Annotated in this window: 17 protein-coding genes, 3 tRNA genes and 1 pseudogene; 14 read left to right on the top strand and 7 right to left on the bottom strand. The window is 54.1% G+C overall.

All coding sequences use genetic code 11. The features are described from left to right. Positions 1–14: 14 nt before the first annotated feature. The 6 genes from pgsA to EL29_RS04695 all read left to right on the top strand — a co-directional run bounded on the left by pgsA (position 15) and on the right by EL29_RS04695 (position 2,679). Positions 15–563, top strand: a complete 549-nt coding sequence (gene pgsA, locus EL29_RS04670) for a CDP-diacylglycerol--glycerol-3-phosphate 3-phosphatidyltransferase (RefSeq protein ID WP_006118776.1) — start codon at positions 15–17, stop codon at positions 561–563. A gap of 191 nt (positions 564–754) precedes the next feature. Next, positions 755–830: transfer RNA gene (locus tag EL29_RS04675), tRNA-Gly, on the top strand. A gap of 40 nt (positions 831–870) precedes the next feature. Then, a tRNA-Cys gene (locus EL29_RS04680) sits at positions 871–944 on the top strand. Between the two features lie 10 nt (positions 945–954). Further along, positions 955–1,041 (top strand) — tRNA-Leu (locus EL29_RS04685). A gap of 422 nt (positions 1,042–1,463) precedes the next feature. Next, positions 1,464–1,670 (top strand): hypothetical protein, encoded by a 207-nt coding sequence (locus EL29_RS04690; protein ID WP_013025305.1) that lies wholly within the window; start codon positions 1,464–1,466, stop codon positions 1,668–1,670. A gap of 739 nt (positions 1,671–2,409) precedes the next feature. Beyond that, positions 2,410–2,679, top strand: a complete 270-nt coding sequence (locus EL29_RS04695; RefSeq protein WP_013025306.1) for a YrhK family protein — start codon at positions 2,410–2,412, stop codon at positions 2,677–2,679. Between the two features lie 162 nt (positions 2,680–2,841). Here EL29_RS04695 and EL29_RS04700 read toward each other — a convergent pair whose 3' ends face one another. Further along, the gene (locus tag EL29_RS04700; protein ID WP_187668450.1) at positions 2,842–3,018 is read right to left on the bottom strand and encodes a hypothetical protein; all 177 of its coding nucleotides are present in this window, start codon (positions 3,016–3,018) and stop codon (positions 2,842–2,844) included. Positions 3,019–3,211: 193 nt separating this feature from the next. Here EL29_RS04700 and EL29_RS04705 point away from each other — a divergent pair, with 193 nt between their 5' ends. Continuing rightward, complete coding sequence (locus EL29_RS04705; protein WP_013025308.1) at positions 3,212–3,409, top strand: DUF6404 family protein; 198 nt, start codon at positions 3,212–3,214, stop codon at positions 3,407–3,409. A 36-nt stretch (positions 3,410–3,445) separates the two neighbouring features. On the opposite strand, the gene EL29_RS04710 is transcribed toward EL29_RS04705, so the two are convergent. From EL29_RS04710 to EL29_RS04725, 4 genes and pseudogenes are all read right to left on the bottom strand, one after another. Then, positions 3,446–4,951, bottom strand: coding sequence for a SulP family inorganic anion transporter (locus EL29_RS04710; protein ID WP_014593397.1), 1,506 nt, complete (start codon positions 4,949–4,951; stop codon positions 3,446–3,448). A gap of 134 nt (positions 4,952–5,085) precedes the next feature. Next, positions 5,086–5,346 (bottom strand): biofilm/acid-resistance regulator YmgB/AriR, encoded by a 261-nt coding sequence (locus EL29_RS04715; RefSeq protein WP_013025310.1) that lies wholly within the window; start codon positions 5,344–5,346, stop codon positions 5,086–5,088. A gap of 370 nt (positions 5,347–5,716) precedes the next feature. After that, entirely contained in the window at positions 5,717–6,124 is a 408-nt protein-coding gene (locus EL29_RS04720) for a PTH2-like family protein (protein WP_024470946.1), read from the bottom strand. Positions 6,125–6,166: 42 nt separating this feature from the next. Further along, positions 6,167–7,012: pseudogene (locus EL29_RS04725) on the bottom strand (helix-turn-helix domain-containing protein). A 154-nt stretch (positions 7,013–7,166) separates the two neighbouring features. Here EL29_RS04725 and EL29_RS04730 point away from each other — a divergent pair. The 6 genes from EL29_RS04730 (at position 7,167) to EL29_RS04755 (ending at position 12,263) form a co-directional block, all read left to right on the top strand. Continuing rightward, positions 7,167–7,595 carry a MarR family winged helix-turn-helix transcriptional regulator gene (locus EL29_RS04730; RefSeq protein ID WP_013025313.1) on the top strand — a complete coding sequence of 143 codons (429 nt, stop codon included), beginning with the start codon at positions 7,167–7,169 and terminating at the stop codon, positions 7,593–7,595. 2 nt (positions 7,596–7,597) lie between these two features. After that, positions 7,598–9,283, top strand: a complete 1,686-nt coding sequence (locus EL29_RS04735) for an MFS transporter (protein ID WP_014606155.1) — start codon at positions 7,598–7,600, stop codon at positions 9,281–9,283. Beyond that, positions 9,280–10,380, top strand: coding sequence for an HlyD family secretion protein (locus EL29_RS04740; protein WP_014593401.1), 1,101 nt, complete (start codon positions 9,280–9,282; stop codon positions 10,378–10,380). Before EL29_RS04735 ends, EL29_RS04740 begins: the two co-directional genes overlap by 4 nt. Then, entirely contained in the window at positions 10,377–11,756 is a 1,380-nt protein-coding gene (locus EL29_RS04745) for an efflux transporter outer membrane subunit (RefSeq protein ID WP_013025316.1), read from the top strand. Before EL29_RS04740 ends, EL29_RS04745 begins: the two co-directional genes overlap by 4 nt. A 157-nt stretch (positions 11,757–11,913) precedes the next feature. Further along, positions 11,914–12,057 carry a hypothetical protein gene (locus tag EL29_RS04750; RefSeq protein ID WP_014606152.1) on the top strand — a complete coding sequence of 48 codons (144 nt, stop codon included), beginning with the start codon at positions 11,914–11,916 and terminating at the stop codon, positions 12,055–12,057. A gap of 32 nt (positions 12,058–12,089) precedes the next feature. Next, a complete protein-coding gene (locus EL29_RS04755) occupies positions 12,090–12,263 on the top strand; it encodes a hypothetical protein (protein WP_014606151.1) in 174 nt (57 codons plus the stop codon). Here the strand turns inward: EL29_RS04755 and EL29_RS04760 are convergent. Then, the gene (locus EL29_RS04760) at positions 12,254–13,414 is read right to left on the bottom strand and encodes a glycoside hydrolase family 1 protein (RefSeq protein WP_014593402.1); all 1,161 of its coding nucleotides are present in this window, start codon (positions 13,412–13,414) and stop codon (positions 12,254–12,256) included. The genes EL29_RS04755 and EL29_RS04760 overlap by 10 nt on opposite strands. 156 nt (positions 13,415–13,570) lie before the next feature. Here EL29_RS04760 and EL29_RS04765 point away from each other — a divergent pair, with 156 nt between their 5' ends. Continuing rightward, positions 13,571–15,031 (top strand): phospholipase D family protein, encoded by a 1,461-nt coding sequence (locus EL29_RS04765; RefSeq protein WP_019105718.1) that lies wholly within the window; start codon positions 13,571–13,573, stop codon positions 15,029–15,031. Between the two features lie 31 nt (positions 15,032–15,062). On the opposite strand, the gene mdoC is transcribed toward EL29_RS04765, so the two are convergent. Beyond that, positions 15,063–16,187, bottom strand: coding sequence for a glucans biosynthesis protein MdoC (gene mdoC / locus EL29_RS04770; RefSeq protein WP_014593404.1), 1,125 nt, complete (start codon positions 16,185–16,187; stop codon positions 15,063–15,065). Positions 16,188–16,428 lie beyond the last annotated feature (241 nt).

Raw genomic sequence — 16,428 nt, forward strand, 5'->3', positions numbered from 1 at the left:
ACAGTTACCAGCATATGCAATTTAACATTCCGACCTGTCTTACCCTGTTTCGCGTCGTTCTTATTCCGTTCTTTGTGCTGGCTTTCTATCTGCCGTTCCACTGGGCGCCATTTGTTACCGCGTTGATCTTTGTTGTGGCAGCCGTGACCGACTGGTTCGACGGCTTTCTGGCGCGTCGCTGGAAGCAGACAACCCGCTTTGGCGCTTTCCTCGATCCAGTTGCCGATAAAGTCATGGTGGCAATTGCCCTGGTATTGGTTGCAGAGTACTTTCATGCCTGGTGGATCACGCTGCCAGCCGCAACGATGATTGCACGAGAAATTATTATCTCCGCGCTGCGCGAATGGATGGCTGAAATCGGCAAACGCAGCAGCGTTGCCGTTTCCTGGATTGGTAAGGTAAAAACAACGGCACAGATGTTCTCACTTTTTGCCTTGTTGTGGCGTCCGGACAGCATGGTTGTCGGTGTGGGTGTCGTTGCGTTATACATTGCGGCAGTGCTGACTTTCTGGTCGATGTTTCAGTATCTGAGCGCGGCGCGCGGGGATTTGCTCGAACCGTGATCGATACGATTTAAAAAGCAGCAAACGGACGCATTGTGGGGATAATTTTATTGACTCATCGCGTCATCTCAGTAGAATGCATCGCATCGAACGGCAGCACAGCTGCAGAAGCTAAGAAAAATCAGTAAGTTCGATGAAGTGCATTAAATATCGAGCCCTTCAGCAGGCAGTAAACTGAACGGTAAGATGATGCGGGAATAGCTCAGTTGGTAGAGCACGACCTTGCCAAGGTCGGGGTCGCGAGTTCGAGTCTCGTTTCCCGCTCCAAATTAGCAGGCCAGGATAACCTGGCAGCAGACAAGTTTAAGGCGCGTTGGCAGAGTGGCTATGCAGCGGATTGCAAATCCGTGTACCTCGGTTCGACTCCGGGACGCGCCTCCAGTTATACCTCGCCCGGGTGGTGAAATCGGTAGACACAAGGGATTTAAAATCCCTCGATCGCAAGGTCGTGCGGGTTCAAGTCCCGCCCCGGGCACCATATTGAAACATCAATAAAATCAAGTAGTAGCAGTGTCGTTTAAGCCGCCTCTTTGGGCGGTTTTTTTGTATCTGACATTCGGCAGTGGCGATGAAATGGCGATGAATTAGCGATGACATTTTTTGCTGCCACCTTTCATCACGGACCGTCAGCCCATCCTTATCCTCGTACTCTCCTGCCTTGCATAAACCTGCATTTTGGCATCCCTCAGCTTCAGGCCCGCGTCGAAAACTCAAGGCCAGGTCGTTCACGAACTGAAAAGGAAAACAGATGCGTGCAGGCTGTAGTCAGCGGCATCAGCGCTAGCGTTTGAGCTTGATGGGCAACAGCCAAAAGAGCAGGGAAGCCTTCAACCGCAGGAATAAAATTAATTGCTCATTTTATGTGCTATGCTGAATTTCCGTTTCACAACTTAGGCTCACATGGACGACGATGATGAACGGCCCTATATTATCTTTACCGCAATCGGTAAAGCCGTGCTGGAACTGCTTGATGTAAAAGAAGGTTTTTTTGATTTAGAGCTTGCTGAAATACTTGAAGACTGGATGAAAGAGGAGACGAATCCACTTCAGGCGGAGGTTTACAGAATGGCGGCGGAGTTTGTCAGGGCAGGGAAGGCAGTAAATTAAAAAGGCCTGCGTTACACAGGCAGAAACTGTTACAAGGGAAAATCCAGCAGTCAATTTTGACTGACTGTGGAAGCATACAGTGATCGTGCTTTTTAGATACAACTGAATGAGATTTGATCGATAAAAGGCACGATATGCCTGTGTCAGATAGAAAAAAGCCCACTCGGATGTGGGCATAGCGAACAGGGCTATAAAGATAAGGTACTATCGATTACATTTTGATTATCGGCCGTAAAGAAGAAACCTTCAGGCATGAGTAAGAATAAAACCAGGTCGACGAGATTATTTTATAAAATATTTATATTTCAACCATTTGCTCTCTAAGTTGCGCGCTTTGCAGAGCCTGTTTCTGATAGTGATTTCGCCCGTCCTCTTCATCCATCGGTGTGCCCAAAATCTCTCTTCCGAATGCGTATCCCTGCCATGCCTTCACGGCCTCTTGCGCCGTGAAATACAAAAGTGTTTCAACAGATGCCTTTACAGCGCAAGCATGAATTTACGCGCTTCGCTAAAACAACGAGCTAAGCTTCGAATCTTGTTTTTAACATTAAACCAGAGTGTTGCCAGCGATCCGTTAAGTGGCGTTGGCGCGCGTCTTTCGAAATGAAAACAGCCGACTGTTCGCTCTGGCACAGGATGCTTTCCTGTCATCGCGATCTTAAATCAACAAAGGCGTACTTATCCCATTCAGTGCACTAACCTTGTCAATACATACCGACCAAACTGACAAGGACAAGCCGTGCCCGGACATCAAGCAGAAATCGATTTCGGTTCAGACCACATCATCATAGCGCGCCGCTACCGGGCCCTTGGGGCACTGAACGATCTCTTTATCGCGATATGGTTTTTGACAGGAAGCGTTCTTTTTTTCTTTGATTCGCTAATGACTGGCGGTACCTGGTTATTTGTGGTCGGCAGCCTTCAACTTCTGTTACGCCCGGCGATAACCCTGGCAGAGCTTATTCATGTCAAACGTGTTTATCGCTCTCGCCCTGCCACTTCGCGGTGACAGCCTGAGACAGGTGGTTCAGATGAGTCAGCCCGGCCGCTATTCTGCGGCCCGGCTGTAAGGCGGTCAGACTTAACATCGCTGCTAAAACGTTACCAGGTGCGAGCCGGTGGCGGAGGCGGTTGTTCGCCGGTTGCGGGTGGAGGGGGCGGAGGAGGGGCGTCAGCCCGAGGAGGTGGAGGCGCTAAAGCCTGTCCTGGCGGTGGAGGCGGTGGTGGTGGACGACGATCGTGGCGGCGGCGGTGGCGCGCCGCAACCCGGACCTGGCGGCGGCGGTGCGCAGGCGCTGAGCGTGGAAACGACAAAAGCAGCGGCTAAAAAGGTCAGACGACGATTCATTCTATTTCCCTTATGAAATTAACAGTAAGCTAATTGTAGACACCCGTAACTAAAAATAGGGTGGCGAAGGGGAAAAGCGAAGCGAGGAAGGCCATTTGTTTGTTTTTTGAGATACTTCTCATCTCACGATGATGATTCGGCTTTTTGTCTTCACTCCGGTTAAGGTAGCGCATCAATGTAGAGGAGTAATGTTATGAATGGCATTTTGAAATTCGTCCGCGGCTGGCTGATTTTTTCGGTTCTGTGGGGCGTCTTCATGTGGTTTATGTCATGGCAGGCGCAGGGCAAAGAGATTGGACTGGCCATTTTAATGAGCCTGTATGCCGGGTTGCTATACCAGGCACTCATCACCATGGTGGCCCGCTACAAAGCCCGCCGCCAGCAAGCCTGACTGCGGCCTGCTGCGCTCAGGCAGCAGGCCAGTGACTCAGCTCAGATTACCGGTCAAGCGGCGATGGAAATCACTGCTGCGCAGATCCAGCCCTTCTATGGTCACGTGCGTGCCATAGCGCTGGTAGCGATATTCGATTCCATCCAGCGCGGCGACGCTGGAGGCATCCCAGATTTGCGCGTGGGTGAGGTCGATAATGACGGATTTCGGATCCTGTGCGTAATCAAAGTGCTCAAACAAATCGTTGCTGCTGGCAAAAAACAGCGGCCCGCGCACGGTGTAACGCACCGACTGCCCGTCTTCACTTAGCTGCCTTTCGGCATGAATGACATGCGCAACGCGGCGTGCAAATAACATCATCGCAACGATAACCCCGGACAGTACCCCAAGCGCGAGATTACCGGTGAGTACCGTAATGCCTACCGTCAGCACCATCACCAGCGTTTCTGACCAGGGCATCCGTTTCAGGGTTGCCGGTTGCAGGCTGTGCCAGTTTACCGTCTTGACGGCGACCACCATCATGATTCCGGCCAGAACAACCATAGGGATCTTCGCCATAATGTGGCTCAGGCCGGTGACGAGAAGCAGCAGGACCAGGCCCGCCGCAATCGTTGATACCCGACTGCGCGCTTTGCCGAGTTCTACGTTAACAATGGTCTGGCCAATCATGGCGCAGCCGGCGATGCCGCCGTAAAAGCCAGCAAAAATATTGCCTATGCCCAGCCCCCAGGATTCGCGCCGTTTGCTGGAAGGCGTGTCCGTAAGATCATCAACTAATTTGGCGGTCAGCAGCGATTCCATCAGCCCGACAAACGCAATGCTGAGCGCCGTGGGCCAGACGATTTGCAGCGTGTGGCGATCGAGCGGTACGGCTAAGGTCGTAAAGTCAGGTAAGCCGGCACTCATCGGGCCTTCATCCCCCACATCCGGTACCCGGTAACCCATCAGCAGCGCCACGCCGGTCACAACGATAATGGCGACCAGAGGGGAAGGAACACTTTTAAGCACTCGGGGCAACAGCAGCACAATCGCCAGAGTGAGTGCGAACAGAGCCCATACTACAGGCGACTGACCCCAGACATGGGGAACCTGAGCAAAGAAAATCAACACGCCAAGCGCATTCACAAAGCCGATCATCACCGAACGTGGGATATAGCGCATCGCCCGTGACATCCCGGTGACACCAAACAGAATCTGAATCAGTCCGGCCATCACGACCGCAGGCAGAATGTAGGCCACGCCATGGGCATGTACCATCGGGCCAATCACCAGCGCCACCGAACCCGCCGCCGCGGTCACCATGGCCGGCCGTCCGCCAAGAATGGACAGCGTCAGGCAAAGTACAACAGAGGCGACCAGGCTGACTTTGGGATCGACGCCCGCGATAACAGAGAAAGAGATCACTTCAGGAATCAGTGCCAGGGCCGTAATGACGCCAGCCAGACATTCTCGGGTAAGCAGTGCAGGCGAGCGCAGTACGCGCCCCACACTGATATCGTTTTCCACAACGGCGGTCGTGGCGACATCGTTTTGTTGAATCATAATGTTGTGCAGGCTCTTTTATTCATATCTTGCGCGAAAGGCAAGGAGGACTGGATATGGTGAGGGGCAGATGTTACCGATGGATAAAAGAAGAAGCCAGAGAAAGCGAAATGACTCCATCCATGGAGAAAGGACTATACCGTTAAGTCGTCAGGGGTTTTATACACCACCATCTCCAGCAGGTGACGATAAACATCCAGTGAAACTTCGTCACTTTCCAGTTCAAGACGATGAATCAGCTTAGAAATTATCGCTTTGTTATTCACAGCCATGCCTGACTGCAGAATTTCTGCAACCACCAGTCCAAGAATTTCCATATCACTGTCAGGCTTGTTACCAGCAACGGTAAAGTAGTCAGCAATCTCTTTATCAGTTTGGGGCAGTGTGTTTTGCATGTGTTAGCCTTTCAAATAGCCAGCTACCCGGGCGGACAGCAGGACAAACAGACCTAAAAGCCATCGCATAAAATACAATGGAACCCAACGCCGTAAACAGGTCGAGATAATCAAAAAAGAAACCTCTGAGGGTGGAAATCCATTACACCTTCAGAGGCGACGCAGATGCATCATTCGTTACAGAGTCGTGATCACAACTCGTTGGCTGTAAAGTTATACAATGTAACTTTGATTGTACAAGTAAATTATTAAGCAAAAAATGCTAATGATTAACAATCAGCATTTTAGGTAAATTATTTGCCGTTAATCTGTACAGGGAAATGTGTACAAGTTGAAAAATCGGCGCGTGAGCAGCACGATTCACAGCAGATTAAGCAAACAGGTGAAGTTTCGCGGTGAGTTTACGGACCTTCTTCTTGTCCCCGACGATAGCCACGCCCAGCAGACGCCATTCCGCTGCCGGTTGTGTCTTCATGGCGGCAGTAAAGGCGCCATAGTCTGTCGTCGACTGACCTTCTTCCGGAAACACCACAATATCGCATTCCGCCTGCTCAGCCTGCGGCCATAATGCGCTGAGCTGCTGTGCATCAGCGGCTAGCACGGGGATGCCTACCGGAATCAGGCCGGGAAAGCGCCGGGTGGCGGCATCCTCAAGGGCTTCGCCTGCAAGGGAAGGGTGCCGCTGACCCACGGTCAGGGCGATAACGGCTGCGGCATTGGTTGCTTTGCCAGCGGGTAACGCGCTGTTCAATATCATTACACATCGTGGTTGTGTCATTTTCATCTCCTGAGGCAAAAAGCCATTGTGGCAAGGCTCAGCTCAGGCGTCTGGAAGATTTGTGCACAGTTGCTGGTAACGCGCGGGCGTCAGTTGGCAGGCGCGTTTGAACCAGCGCCCCAGATGGCTCTGGTCGGCGAAACCCAGCTCGGCTGCAACCTGTGCGGGCGATTCACCGATGGCCAGCCGACGGCGCGCCTGGCTCAGGCGCCACTGCACTAACCAGGCGTGCGGCGGCAGGCCCCATTATTTTTGAAACAGCCGGGAGAGGCGGAACCGATCGACGTTGAGCGCCTGCGCCAGCTCGGCAATGCCGGGATTTTCCGCATGATAAGCCATCAACCAGTCGCGCGCCTGATGCGCCAGCGACGGTGCTGTCTCTGCCCGGGCGCCGCGCAAGACGGGAGAATAACGGAGTTGCTGGAATAAGCGATCCAGCGCTGCATCTTTAATGAGCTGGGGATGATCGTGCCAGAAAGCGTCAAACGCGTGCCAGACCGCCCAGGAGAGTTGACCATCGTCTTTCAGCGTGCTGGCAAAGCGTAGCTCTCCGCAGGGGAGTCCATCAAGACAGGCTGGCGCAAGCTGCTGATGTAGCTGGTGAGGCGAAAGATACAGCATACGGTAGGTAAAACCCTGGGCATCAACGGCATCGCCGTCATGCAGTTCTTCAGGTTCTAACATAAAGACGGTGCCGGGGCGGCTGTGATGACGCTGACGTCGGGAATGGAACTGCTGTACGCCTTGCTCAGTCACGCCAATTAAATAGCTGTCATGCCAGTGAGGATCGTAGGCATGACCGGTAAAATGCGCCCGCAGAGATTCAATACCGCTGTTTGGGTCGCGACGCAAATCCACCCAGCTGTCTGTTGAGTCTTTCACACGCATTTTACTCCACGAAACTTTTACGACAGTATCAACCTGGACATTCTGCCGCGATTATCCAGTATTTAACAGAGCAGACACTTTTCATTCGCAATTTGCTTTGCGTATAATAACTTATTCAACTAATTAGAACTCTAATCATTAGGTTGCTATTTAAATGTCATCTACCCGTACCTTTACGCACTTGCTCCATCTTACTGCTCATGCCTGGCGTCTGGCCGTCGATCGTCATTTGAAAGACAGTGGCTTAAGTACCAGCAGTTGGATGGCGATTGGGCTTATTGCCAGCGAACCTCAGCGGCTTACGCAAACGGAACTGGCGCAACGGATGGGGCTGGAGGATGCCAGTATGGTGCCGCTGGTGGATCGTCTGGTGAAGCAGGATTTACTGACGCGCGTGCAGCCAGCCGAAGATCGCCGCAAACGTCACCTGGTGCTGACCGAAAAAGGGAATGACGCGTTCGCCAACGTTAAAACCCACGCGGATGCCTTACGTGCTGAGCTGCTGGCTGATATCGATCCTCAGGAGCTCGCGGTGGTTGAGCGAATTTTAGAGACACTGCTGACCCGAATGGGAACGATGTAATTATGGCCCGGCGCAATCCCTACGCTGCGCGTGAATGGTTGCCACATGAAAAACCTATGCTGCCGGGGTCGCCTTCGACGCCGCTGCACTCAACGCCTAAACGCATTGCGTTTGGGCTGATTGGCCTGCTGATCTCCCTGACCGGTGCACTGAGCAACGCGCTGGTCAGTGCGAACCTCACGAATCTGCAAGGAACCTTTGCCGCTTACTCCAATGAAATCGCCTGGCTACCGGCGGTATATGTGATGGGGAATATCTCCATCAACCTGCTGCTGGTGAAATTTCGTCAGCAGTTTGGACTGCGGGTTTTCACCGAAGCCTTTCTGGTGCTTTATGTCTTAGTCGCCTTTTTCCATCTCTTTGCCAACGATCTCAGTTCGGCGATTATCGTACGCACCGCCCATGGCATGGTGGGCGCTGCCCTGAGCTCGCTGGGGATCTATTATCAGGTGCAGGCGTGGCCGGCGAAACATCGCCTGAAGGCCCTGGTTATTGGCCTGACCGTTTCGCAGTTGGCGATTCCGCTGGCCCGACTCTTTTCCAGCGAGTTGCTCCAGCTTGAGGAGTGGCGCGGGCTTTATCTGTTTGAACTGGGGTTAGCGCTGATTGCGTTGGGCGCGGTGTTGGTGGTTAAGCTGCCGCCGGGCGATCGTATTAAGGCGTTTGAGAAGATGGATTTTGTCACCTTTATGCTGCTGGCACCGGGCATGGCACTGCTGTGCGGCGTACTGTCACTCGGCCGAATTGAATGGTGGTTTAGCACGCCCTGGCTCGGCGTTTGTGCTGCGCTGGCGCTGGTGCTGATCGTCACGGCTTTCGTGATTGAACATAACCGCCGCAATCCGCTGATCAATACGCGCTGGCTCAGCAACGGGATGATCGTGCGTCTGGGCATCGTGATGATCATGATTCGTATCGTGCTGGCGGAGCAGAATACCGGTGCGATAGGTTTTTTGCAGCAGATTGGCCTACAAAACGATCAACTGCACGGCTTAGCCTGGGCGATCATCGCCGGGGTGATTGCCGGCATTGCAGCCAGTGCGCTAACCATTAAGCCAACGCATCTCAACTGGCCGATTGTGGTGTCACTCATCGTGATGATCATCGCCTCACTGATGGACGCGCAATCCAGCCCGGTTACCCGCGCGAACAACATGTACTTAAGCCAGTTTTTACTGGGATTCGGCAGCGCCTTTTTTATGGCGCCCGCCATGTTGATGGGCATTGGTAGCGTGGTAACCCAGCCGAAAAATCTGGTCAGTTTTGTGGTGTTGTTTGGCATGAGCCAAAATCTGGGCGGCTTAATCGGCTCGGCGATTCTGGGCACCTTTCAAACCTGGCGTGAAAAATATCACTCCAGTCTTCTTGGCGATCAATTATCGTTACTGGATCCCAACGTCAGTGAACGGCTTAGCCAATATGGCGCCCTGTTTACCAGTCAGATCAGCGACAGCGCCCTGCTTAGTGCACAAAGCACCAGCCAGCTTCAGTCAGTCGCAACCTTGCAGGCCAACGTACTGGCCTATAACGATACCTATCTGCTGACGGCGGCTCTGGCGCTGATTACCCTGATGTGGGTGCTGTGGCGCTTAACGCGTCGGCGCTATCTCGACTGGCGACAGGCCACCTTCAATCTGGCAGAGCAGCGTCAGCTTGCCGCCGCACAAGAACGAACGGAGCAACAATGAGTCAACAGGATGAACTTCAGGCAGCAGAGCGCGATCGGGCCAACCGCCGTCGTATTCTCTCGATTGCCTTAGGCAGCGGTATTGTGGTGACAGGCGTGCTGGTTATTCTGTATGCCTGGCAGCTTTGGCCTTTCACCAGTTCCGTTCAGAGCACGGAAAATGCTTATGTCCGCGGGCAGGTCACGTTTATCAGCCCGCAGGTAAATGGTTATCTGACCCAGGTGGATGTGGTTGACCTGCAGCCGGTTAAAAAAGGTCAGTTACTGATGACCATTGACGATCGTATCTATCGTCAGCGCGTGCACCAGGCGCAGGCGCAGCTGGCCATGAAGCAGGCTGCACTCAATAATAATCAGCAGCAGCGCCTCAGCGCGCAGGCCACGATTCAGAGTAATAAAGCGGCGCTGGAAAACGCCAAAGCCCAGGCGGTGAAAAGCGGTCTGGATCTAAAACGTGTTGAAAATCTGGCCGCAGACGGTTCGCTCTCGATGCGCGAACGCGATGCGGCGCGCGCGGCGAATGCGCAGGGGCTGGCTCAGCTGCATCAGGCGGAAGCGCAGGTTGCGGTGGCCCAGCAAAACTTGCAAACGGTCATTGTTAACCGTGCCTCGCTTGAAGGGGACGTGGCCAGTGCAAAGGCCGCTCTGGAACTGGCGGAAATCGATCTGGCCAACACGCGCATTACCTCACCTGACGAAGGGCAACTCGGACAGCTATCCGTGCGTAAAGGCGCCTACGTGACGGCCGGTACGCGCCTGACGTCGGTGGTGCCCAACCATAAGTGGATTATCGCGAACTACAAAGAAACGCAGCTGGCGCATATTCGTCCGGGGCTGCCGGTAACGATTCGTGTGGATGCACTGGACGGTAAAACCTTCCAGGGTCGCGTTGAATATCTTTCACCTGCTGCAGGTTCAGAATTCAGTGCCATATCGCCGGACAATGCGACCGGCAACTTCGTTAAAATCGCTCAGCGTATTCCGGTACGTATTGATGTGGCGCCAGAGGTCCAGCAACAGCTGCGTCCCGGGATGTCGGTTGAGGTCAGCATTGACACGGCCGCACACGTGGACGGAGAGGGAGAGAAAACGCCATGAAGGGCTTGCGTATAGCCGCTGCCCTGCTGGCGGTCGTGCTGGCAGGGTGCAGCACCCAGGTCGACAAAGCCCCGTCCGCCTTGCCCATTCCCCCACAGTGGCGCGATCGGGTAGGGCCTTCTGCGCCACCGGAAGCCGCATGGTGGCAGGCCTTCGGCGACGCCGATCTGAATCGCCTGGTGGATCAGGCGTTGCGTAATAATCCGGATATCCTGATCGCCCGTTCACGGGTTGATCAGTATCGGGCCCAGCTACGTGCAACGGAAGGGGACAATTTTCCGACGCTCAGCGGCGGCGTCGCGGCGACGCGTCAGCGCGCATTATCCGCGGCGACGGGTCAGCCTAATGACACCTCGGTTTTTCAGGGACAGCTACAGGCCAGCTACAATGTGGATTTGTGGGGCGCGCGCAGCCGTTCGATCGATGCGGCGCAGGCGACGCTGGAGGCACAGCAGGCCGCCGCCTCGGCAGCCGAGCTGACCATCGCCAGTTCGGTGGCATCCGGTTATATGACGCTGTGCGCGCTGGATGAGCAACTGCGCGTTACCGAGGCTACGCTGGCAACGCGGCACAACTCGCTCAAACTGGCGCAGCGCCAGTTCGAAACGGGATATACCTCCCGGCTGGAGTGGATGCAGGCTTCATCTGAGTATCAGTCCGCTAAAGCTCAGGTTCCGCAACTCCAGCATCAAATTGCGCAACAGGAAAATGCGCTCAGCATCCTGGTAGGGATGAATCCACGTGAAATCGCACGCCATCGGGCGTTCACGGCTATCATGCCGCAGGTTATGCCGGGCGTACTGCCGTCTGCACTGCTGAATCGTCGTCCTGATATCGTGCAGGCACAGCGTCAACTGCTGGCCGCCGATGCCACGCTGGCGTCATCCAAAGCGAAGCTGCTGCCGGGAATTAACCTCACTGCCTCAGGCACGCTTCAGAGTTCCGTGTTGCATCAGCTGGTGGACGATCCTTTCCGCCTGTGGAGCGTCGGCGGCAGTATTCTGGCCCCCTTACTCAATCGTGAAGCGTTAACCGCGCAGGTGGATGTCTCCATGGCTTCGCGTAATCAGGCTTTGTACAGCTATGAGAAAGTGGTGCGAAACGCCTTTTCAGAGGTGAATAATGCACTGGATGCGATTCGCCAGGGCGAGGCGCAACAGGAAGCGCTTCGTCAACAGGAACAGTTTGTCGCCGACGCGTTGCGCATCGCGACCGAACGCTACCAAAACGGTTATGCCTCTTATCTGGACGAGCTGGATGCACAGCGCACCCTGTTTGCGACTCAACTGAACCTGGTGACGGTCAAAAATAATCTACTGCAGGCGCAAATTGAGCTGTATCGCGCGCTGGGCGGCGGCTGGTCTGCCGGGAAATAGCGCCGCACTAGCCGGTATGGCAGGGGCTGAAGGGCGGCACATTCCGGTCGTGCCGCTCCATCAGGGCGGGTTTGTAAAATAACGGATTCCTGAATAAGATTGCTCTACACTGTAGCCCGCAAATGCACCTTTGAGCCACGCGTTAACCAGGAAGAGCATGCTTTTACCCAGCCCACCAGAAGAGCACGATGAACCTGTGGTTCAGCCCCTTGCCGATGCTCACTTTGCGATTGTGGTGCTGGCAGTAACCTCGGTCACGCTGATTATTTTCGTTTTGATCGTCACGCTTTGGATGAGTTAGTGTTTATCAACCGGACCTGAAAGGAGTGAGGGATGGAATCGAGAGATGATAAACTGATTGCGATTATTGGCCTGCTGACCGCTTGCCTGATCGGTGTCACTTTCTTGTTTGTGGTGACGTGGCTAAACGACAGCCGCCTTGCCTCGCCGCCGGAGCGCCTTGATACGCAAACCTGTTATCCCAAACCGCCCTCGCGTCAGCTCTGATCGCGCTTAGTGAACTTTATCTGCTGACTGCGCAGCACCAGTGCCAGGTCCTCATGCACGGTGCGGTTGCCATTGGGATCGGCGAGGCCCAGCAGTGACCCTGGAGAACGCCTGTCGTCTGCCCATGCCGGGTACTCCACCACGGGATAGAGCGAAATGCCCTCCATCGCAATGCCCTGATCCAGGGCAACGGCAACGTTTTCACTGACCTCCTGTAGCCAGGGCGCGCGAGCTTCGCCTTCGGCACCGGTTTCGGCTATCAGCATGGGACGTTGGTAACGCTGCCAGTATTGCGCCAGCAAAATATGGAGCGGGGCGCGTACCGGGTCGTCTCTGTCCATTGGCCGATCGGGGAAGAACCAGTGGTTATCCGGATAGTAGTTCAGGCCCAGAATATCCAGAAAATCTTCGTGCCCGCCCAGTTCTTTATCGACACGTCCGGCTAACATATCCCAGGCTTCAAACTGCGCCTGATGCTGTGCATCAGCCCCGGGTTTACTGTCGGGGTTATCGGGATGATGGGCAATCTGCACCAAAGGATCGGTCAGCACAAAACGGGCGTCGGGTATCACCTCACGAATTGCCTTCATGGCAGCCAGAGAAGCACGAACCAGTTGCCGCTTAAGCTCTTTACCACGCTGACTGGCATGGGGATTAAACCAGGCCACGTCGGCACCTGCCCAGGACCAGAATGAGATCTGGTTTACGGGCGTGAAAAAAGCCTGCTGAATGCCCTGATCGCGGATAATGCGCGCCATTTCCCGGGCATAACGTTCGAAGTGGTCGACGAACCCGGCTTTCCAGACAGAAATATGATCGGGATAGCCAAAGTGGGCCAGTTCCCAGATGATCTGCAACTGGTTATCCCGTGCCGCTTCGACCATTGGCAGGAAACTGCTCCAGTCGTACTGGTTAGGCGTTTTTTCAATCAGGTGCCAGCGTGCACCATCCCGCGCGGTCAACAGATGCAGATCGACCAGTGCCGCATAGTCTTTTTTAAGCAGCATATCGTGCCCGCTGCTGATCACCATATCCAGCCGTTTGCCCGGCGTGCGGCAGGCGGTGGAACAGGGGAAGCTGCCCTGAAAAAAGCTCTGAAACAGGCGGGGATGATGGCGTAAACGGTCGTCAGTTAAGGGCGATTGACTCATATTCCTCTCCTGCCGGGCAAATGACAGTCACAGATCGTTCGACTAAGTCTAGACTAAAAAACGGTGCCATCAGCATGGCTGATGTGCAACCGGCGCTGGCATACTCTGGCGCCCGGAGGAATAATAATAAATGACAGTATGATTCAGGGAATATCCATGACCGAAGCGTTTGATTTGCCCCAGAGCCCATCACGGCAGAGCTGGCTTGAAGAGCGGCTGGTTCCGCTTTGTTTGCACCATCCGGGGTTGAGCGGCATTCATCCACTCAGTGACGGGCTGGATGCTTTTGCCGCACGTTACCTGCTGATGGAGAAAGCCGCGAAGACTCTGGATATACAATACTATATCTGGCAAAACGATATGTCGGGCAGGTTGCTGTTCAGTGCCATGTTGGAGGCCGCCAATCGCGGGGTGATCGTACGGCTGCTGCTGGACGATAACAATACGCCAGGGCTGGATGATACGCTGGCGCAGCTGAATCACCATCCCAACATTACCGTCAGGCTGTTCAATCCGTTCTCCTTTCGTACCCTGCGCGCGCTGGGCTATCTCACCGACTTCGCCCGCCTCAACCGGCGGATGCATAATAAGAGCTTCACGGCGGATGGCGTCACGACGGTAGTCGGTGGACGTAACATTGGCGACGAATATTTTGGTACGGGCAACGAACCCCTGTTTGCCGATCTCGACGTGCTGGCTATCGGCTCGGTGGTTAACGAAGTGGCCGAAGATTTTGAACGCTACTGGAACAGTAAACCCGTTTCGCCGCTAAGCGAGGTGCTGGATCAGCCGATGTCGGCGCATCCGGATGTGGTGTTACCGCCGGAGTGGCGTGAAAGCGAGACCGTACAGCATTATCTTCAGCGCCTGAATAAGTCCTCGCTGATCGATCAACTGACTCAGGACGATCTGCCTTTTGTCTGGGCCAAAACGCGCCTGTTGAGTGACGATCCGCGCAAGGGCCTGGGAAAAGCCCGACGCAAGTCACTTCTGCCTCAGCGTATGATGGAAGTGATCGGTGCGCCTCAGCATCAGTTCGACATCATTTCCGCTTACTTTGTGCCGACCCGCGCGGGCGTTGCCCAACTGCTGGCGATGAAGCGCAAAGGGGTGAAGATCGCGGTGTTAACGAACTCGCTGGCGGCAAACGATGTGTCCATTGTGCATGCGGGCTATGCAAAATGGCGGAAAAAACTGTTGCGGCACGGCATTTCGCTTTTCGAATTAAAACCCCAGGCCGGCCTGAATGATACGCCGCACGATCGCGGCTTGACCGGTAATTCAGGCTCAAGTTTGCACGCGAAAACCTTTTCAGTGGATGAAAAAATCCTGTTTATCGGCTCATTTAACTTCGATCCACGCTCGGCGGTGCTCAACACCGAAATGGGGCTGGTCATTGAAAGTGAAAAACTGGCCGCCGAAACCCATCAGCGTTTTAGCGACTCGATGCGCGATCGGGCCTGGACGTTGCGGCTGGACAAGTGGGGAAGAGTAAACTGGCTGGAGTATCCCGGCGAGGCGCAGCAAGTTGTTCACAAGCATGAACCCGGCTGTAGCTGGTGGCAGCGTCTGCAGGTTCGACTGGTGTGGCGATTACCTATTGAGTGGCTGCTTTGAAGCAAGGCGATCGGCAGCGATCGCCTTATCATTAGCGCTTCTGCGGCTTACCGGAAAACAGAAAACGCAGAAGAGGAATACGCAGGTGCAACTCATACAACGTGAATGACACGCCAAATACCATGACCAGACCCAGCAGGAAGCCCAGCGTATTGTTATGCAGTACAGGCGTCACATAAATGCCGTACAGCAGCGTCAGGGGATGGTGCACCAGATAAATAAACAGCGAGGCGTTAACCAGATACATAATGCCTGGCGAATGTGAGTTAAGCAGTTTATGTCCCAGACTGTAACAGACGTTCAGCATGCAAAGTCCCATCATGCTGCTGATTAACGCGTCCAGCTCATACAACCAGCCTTCACCACTGCTTGTGCGTTGATTGACAATATATGCCACCAGCAGCAGCACTGCGCCAATGAACAGCACGGGATTCACTCGCACGAACAGCTGTTTCAGCGCCTGATGTTTCCAACTGAGTGCGCCCAGCATAAAAAAGGGCAGGTAGAACAGGGACTGCATCACCACGAAATTAAACAGCGCATCGCTTAAAAGGGTTGGATTCGTGTAAAAGACAACACGTCGAAAAGCGCCCCACATCAGGCCCCAGATCAACAGGCCAAGCGCCAGTTTCCCCCAGCCCACGCGTTGATAATCAATGTTACGCTTTTGATCCCGCAACCAGCGGAACGTGATCATGCCGAGTGTGGTAAGAATTAACAGCACCAGTAAAAACCACAGGTGGGAGATCAGCTCCCACATCAGGTTGTTGAATTTGGCGTAGGGCGGCAGGGCGCTCCAGTCCGCGTATTTGCTTGTCCATGCCTTCAGCATAAAGAACTGTGGCAGCGTAATTAAGGGCACCGCCGTCAGCATCGGAATGCCGACCCGCTCCAGACGAACTTTCAGAAAGCGTCGGGGCTGATAGCGCAGATAGAGCATGTAAGAGAAGTAGCCGGAGATGACAAAAAACACCTGCATGCGGAACGCATGAATAAAATCATTCAGGGTCGTAAGCCATAACGAAGCGTCGCTGCTGTTGACGGCCCATTTCTGCGACGAATAGATCAGGGAAACGTGAAACGGCACGCCCAATAACATCAAACAGGCCCGGATCGAGTCGAGAAAATACTCACGCTCAGTTTTTGTTGTACTCATAAAGTTCCAGTTCGTTAGTACGTTTTTAGCCGGTTTCGCCCTGAAACCGTATTATGTCGGAAGGAAATTCTAGCTGCAGATAACAGAGTATACTATCAGTTGAATCTCAGTTGAGCCCGTAACGTTTAATTGTCCTAAAATCACCCCTCGAGCAGAGGATTATCGGGAACATTGTTGTGCATGTGCTGTCGGAAAGCCGAATTATCCATTAAGATAAGCGGGTTTGTATTAAGCACACGAA

The sequence above is a fragment of the Pantoea ananatis LMG 2665 genome, assembly GCF_000710035.2.
GTDB classification, from domain to species: Bacteria; Pseudomonadota; Gammaproteobacteria; order Enterobacterales; family Enterobacteriaceae; genus Pantoea; species Pantoea ananatis.

Excerpts from the sequence above, each read along its gene's own strand:
- pgsA (WP_006118776.1), top strand. The coding sequence starts at position 15 with ATGCAATTTAACATTCCGACCTGTCTTACCCTGTTTCGCGTCGTTCTT.
- EL29_RS04690 (WP_013025305.1), top strand. The coding sequence starts at position 1,464 with ATGGACGACGATGATGAACGGCCCTATATTATCTTTACCGCAATCGGT.
- EL29_RS04700 (WP_187668450.1), bottom strand. The coding sequence starts at position 3,018 with ATGAATCGTCGTCTGACCTTTTTAGCCGCTGCTTTTGTCGTTTCCACG.
- EL29_RS04705 (WP_013025308.1), top strand. The coding sequence starts at position 3,212 with ATGAATGGCATTTTGAAATTCGTCCGCGGCTGGCTGATTTTTTCGGTT.
- EL29_RS04710 (WP_014593397.1), bottom strand. The coding sequence starts at position 4,951 with ATGATTCAACAAAACGATGTCGCCACGACCGCCGTTGTGGAAAACGAT.
- EL29_RS04715 (WP_013025310.1), bottom strand. The coding sequence starts at position 5,346 with ATGCAAAACACACTGCCCCAAACTGATAAAGAGATTGCTGACTACTTT.
- EL29_RS04720 (WP_024470946.1), bottom strand. The coding sequence starts at position 6,124 with ATGACACAACCACGATGTGTAATGATATTGAACAGCGCGTTACCCGCT.
- EL29_RS04730 (WP_013025313.1), top strand. The coding sequence starts at position 7,167 with ATGTCATCTACCCGTACCTTTACGCACTTGCTCCATCTTACTGCTCAT.
- EL29_RS04735 (WP_014606155.1), top strand. The coding sequence starts at position 7,598 with ATGGCCCGGCGCAATCCCTACGCTGCGCGTGAATGGTTGCCACATGAA.
- EL29_RS04740 (WP_014593401.1), top strand. The coding sequence starts at position 9,280 with ATGAGTCAACAGGATGAACTTCAGGCAGCAGAGCGCGATCGGGCCAAC.
- EL29_RS04745 (WP_013025316.1), top strand. The coding sequence starts at position 10,377 with ATGAAGGGCTTGCGTATAGCCGCTGCCCTGCTGGCGGTCGTGCTGGCA.
- EL29_RS04750 (WP_014606152.1), top strand. The coding sequence starts at position 11,914 with ATGCTTTTACCCAGCCCACCAGAAGAGCACGATGAACCTGTGGTTCAG.
- EL29_RS04755 (WP_014606151.1), top strand. The coding sequence starts at position 12,090 with ATGGAATCGAGAGATGATAAACTGATTGCGATTATTGGCCTGCTGACC.
- EL29_RS04760 (WP_014593402.1), bottom strand. The coding sequence starts at position 13,414 with ATGAGTCAATCGCCCTTAACTGACGACCGTTTACGCCATCATCCCCGC.
- EL29_RS04765 (WP_019105718.1), top strand. The coding sequence starts at position 13,571 with ATGACCGAAGCGTTTGATTTGCCCCAGAGCCCATCACGGCAGAGCTGG.
- mdoC (WP_014593404.1), bottom strand. The coding sequence starts at position 16,187 with ATGAGTACAACAAAAACTGAGCGTGAGTATTTTCTCGACTCGATCCGG.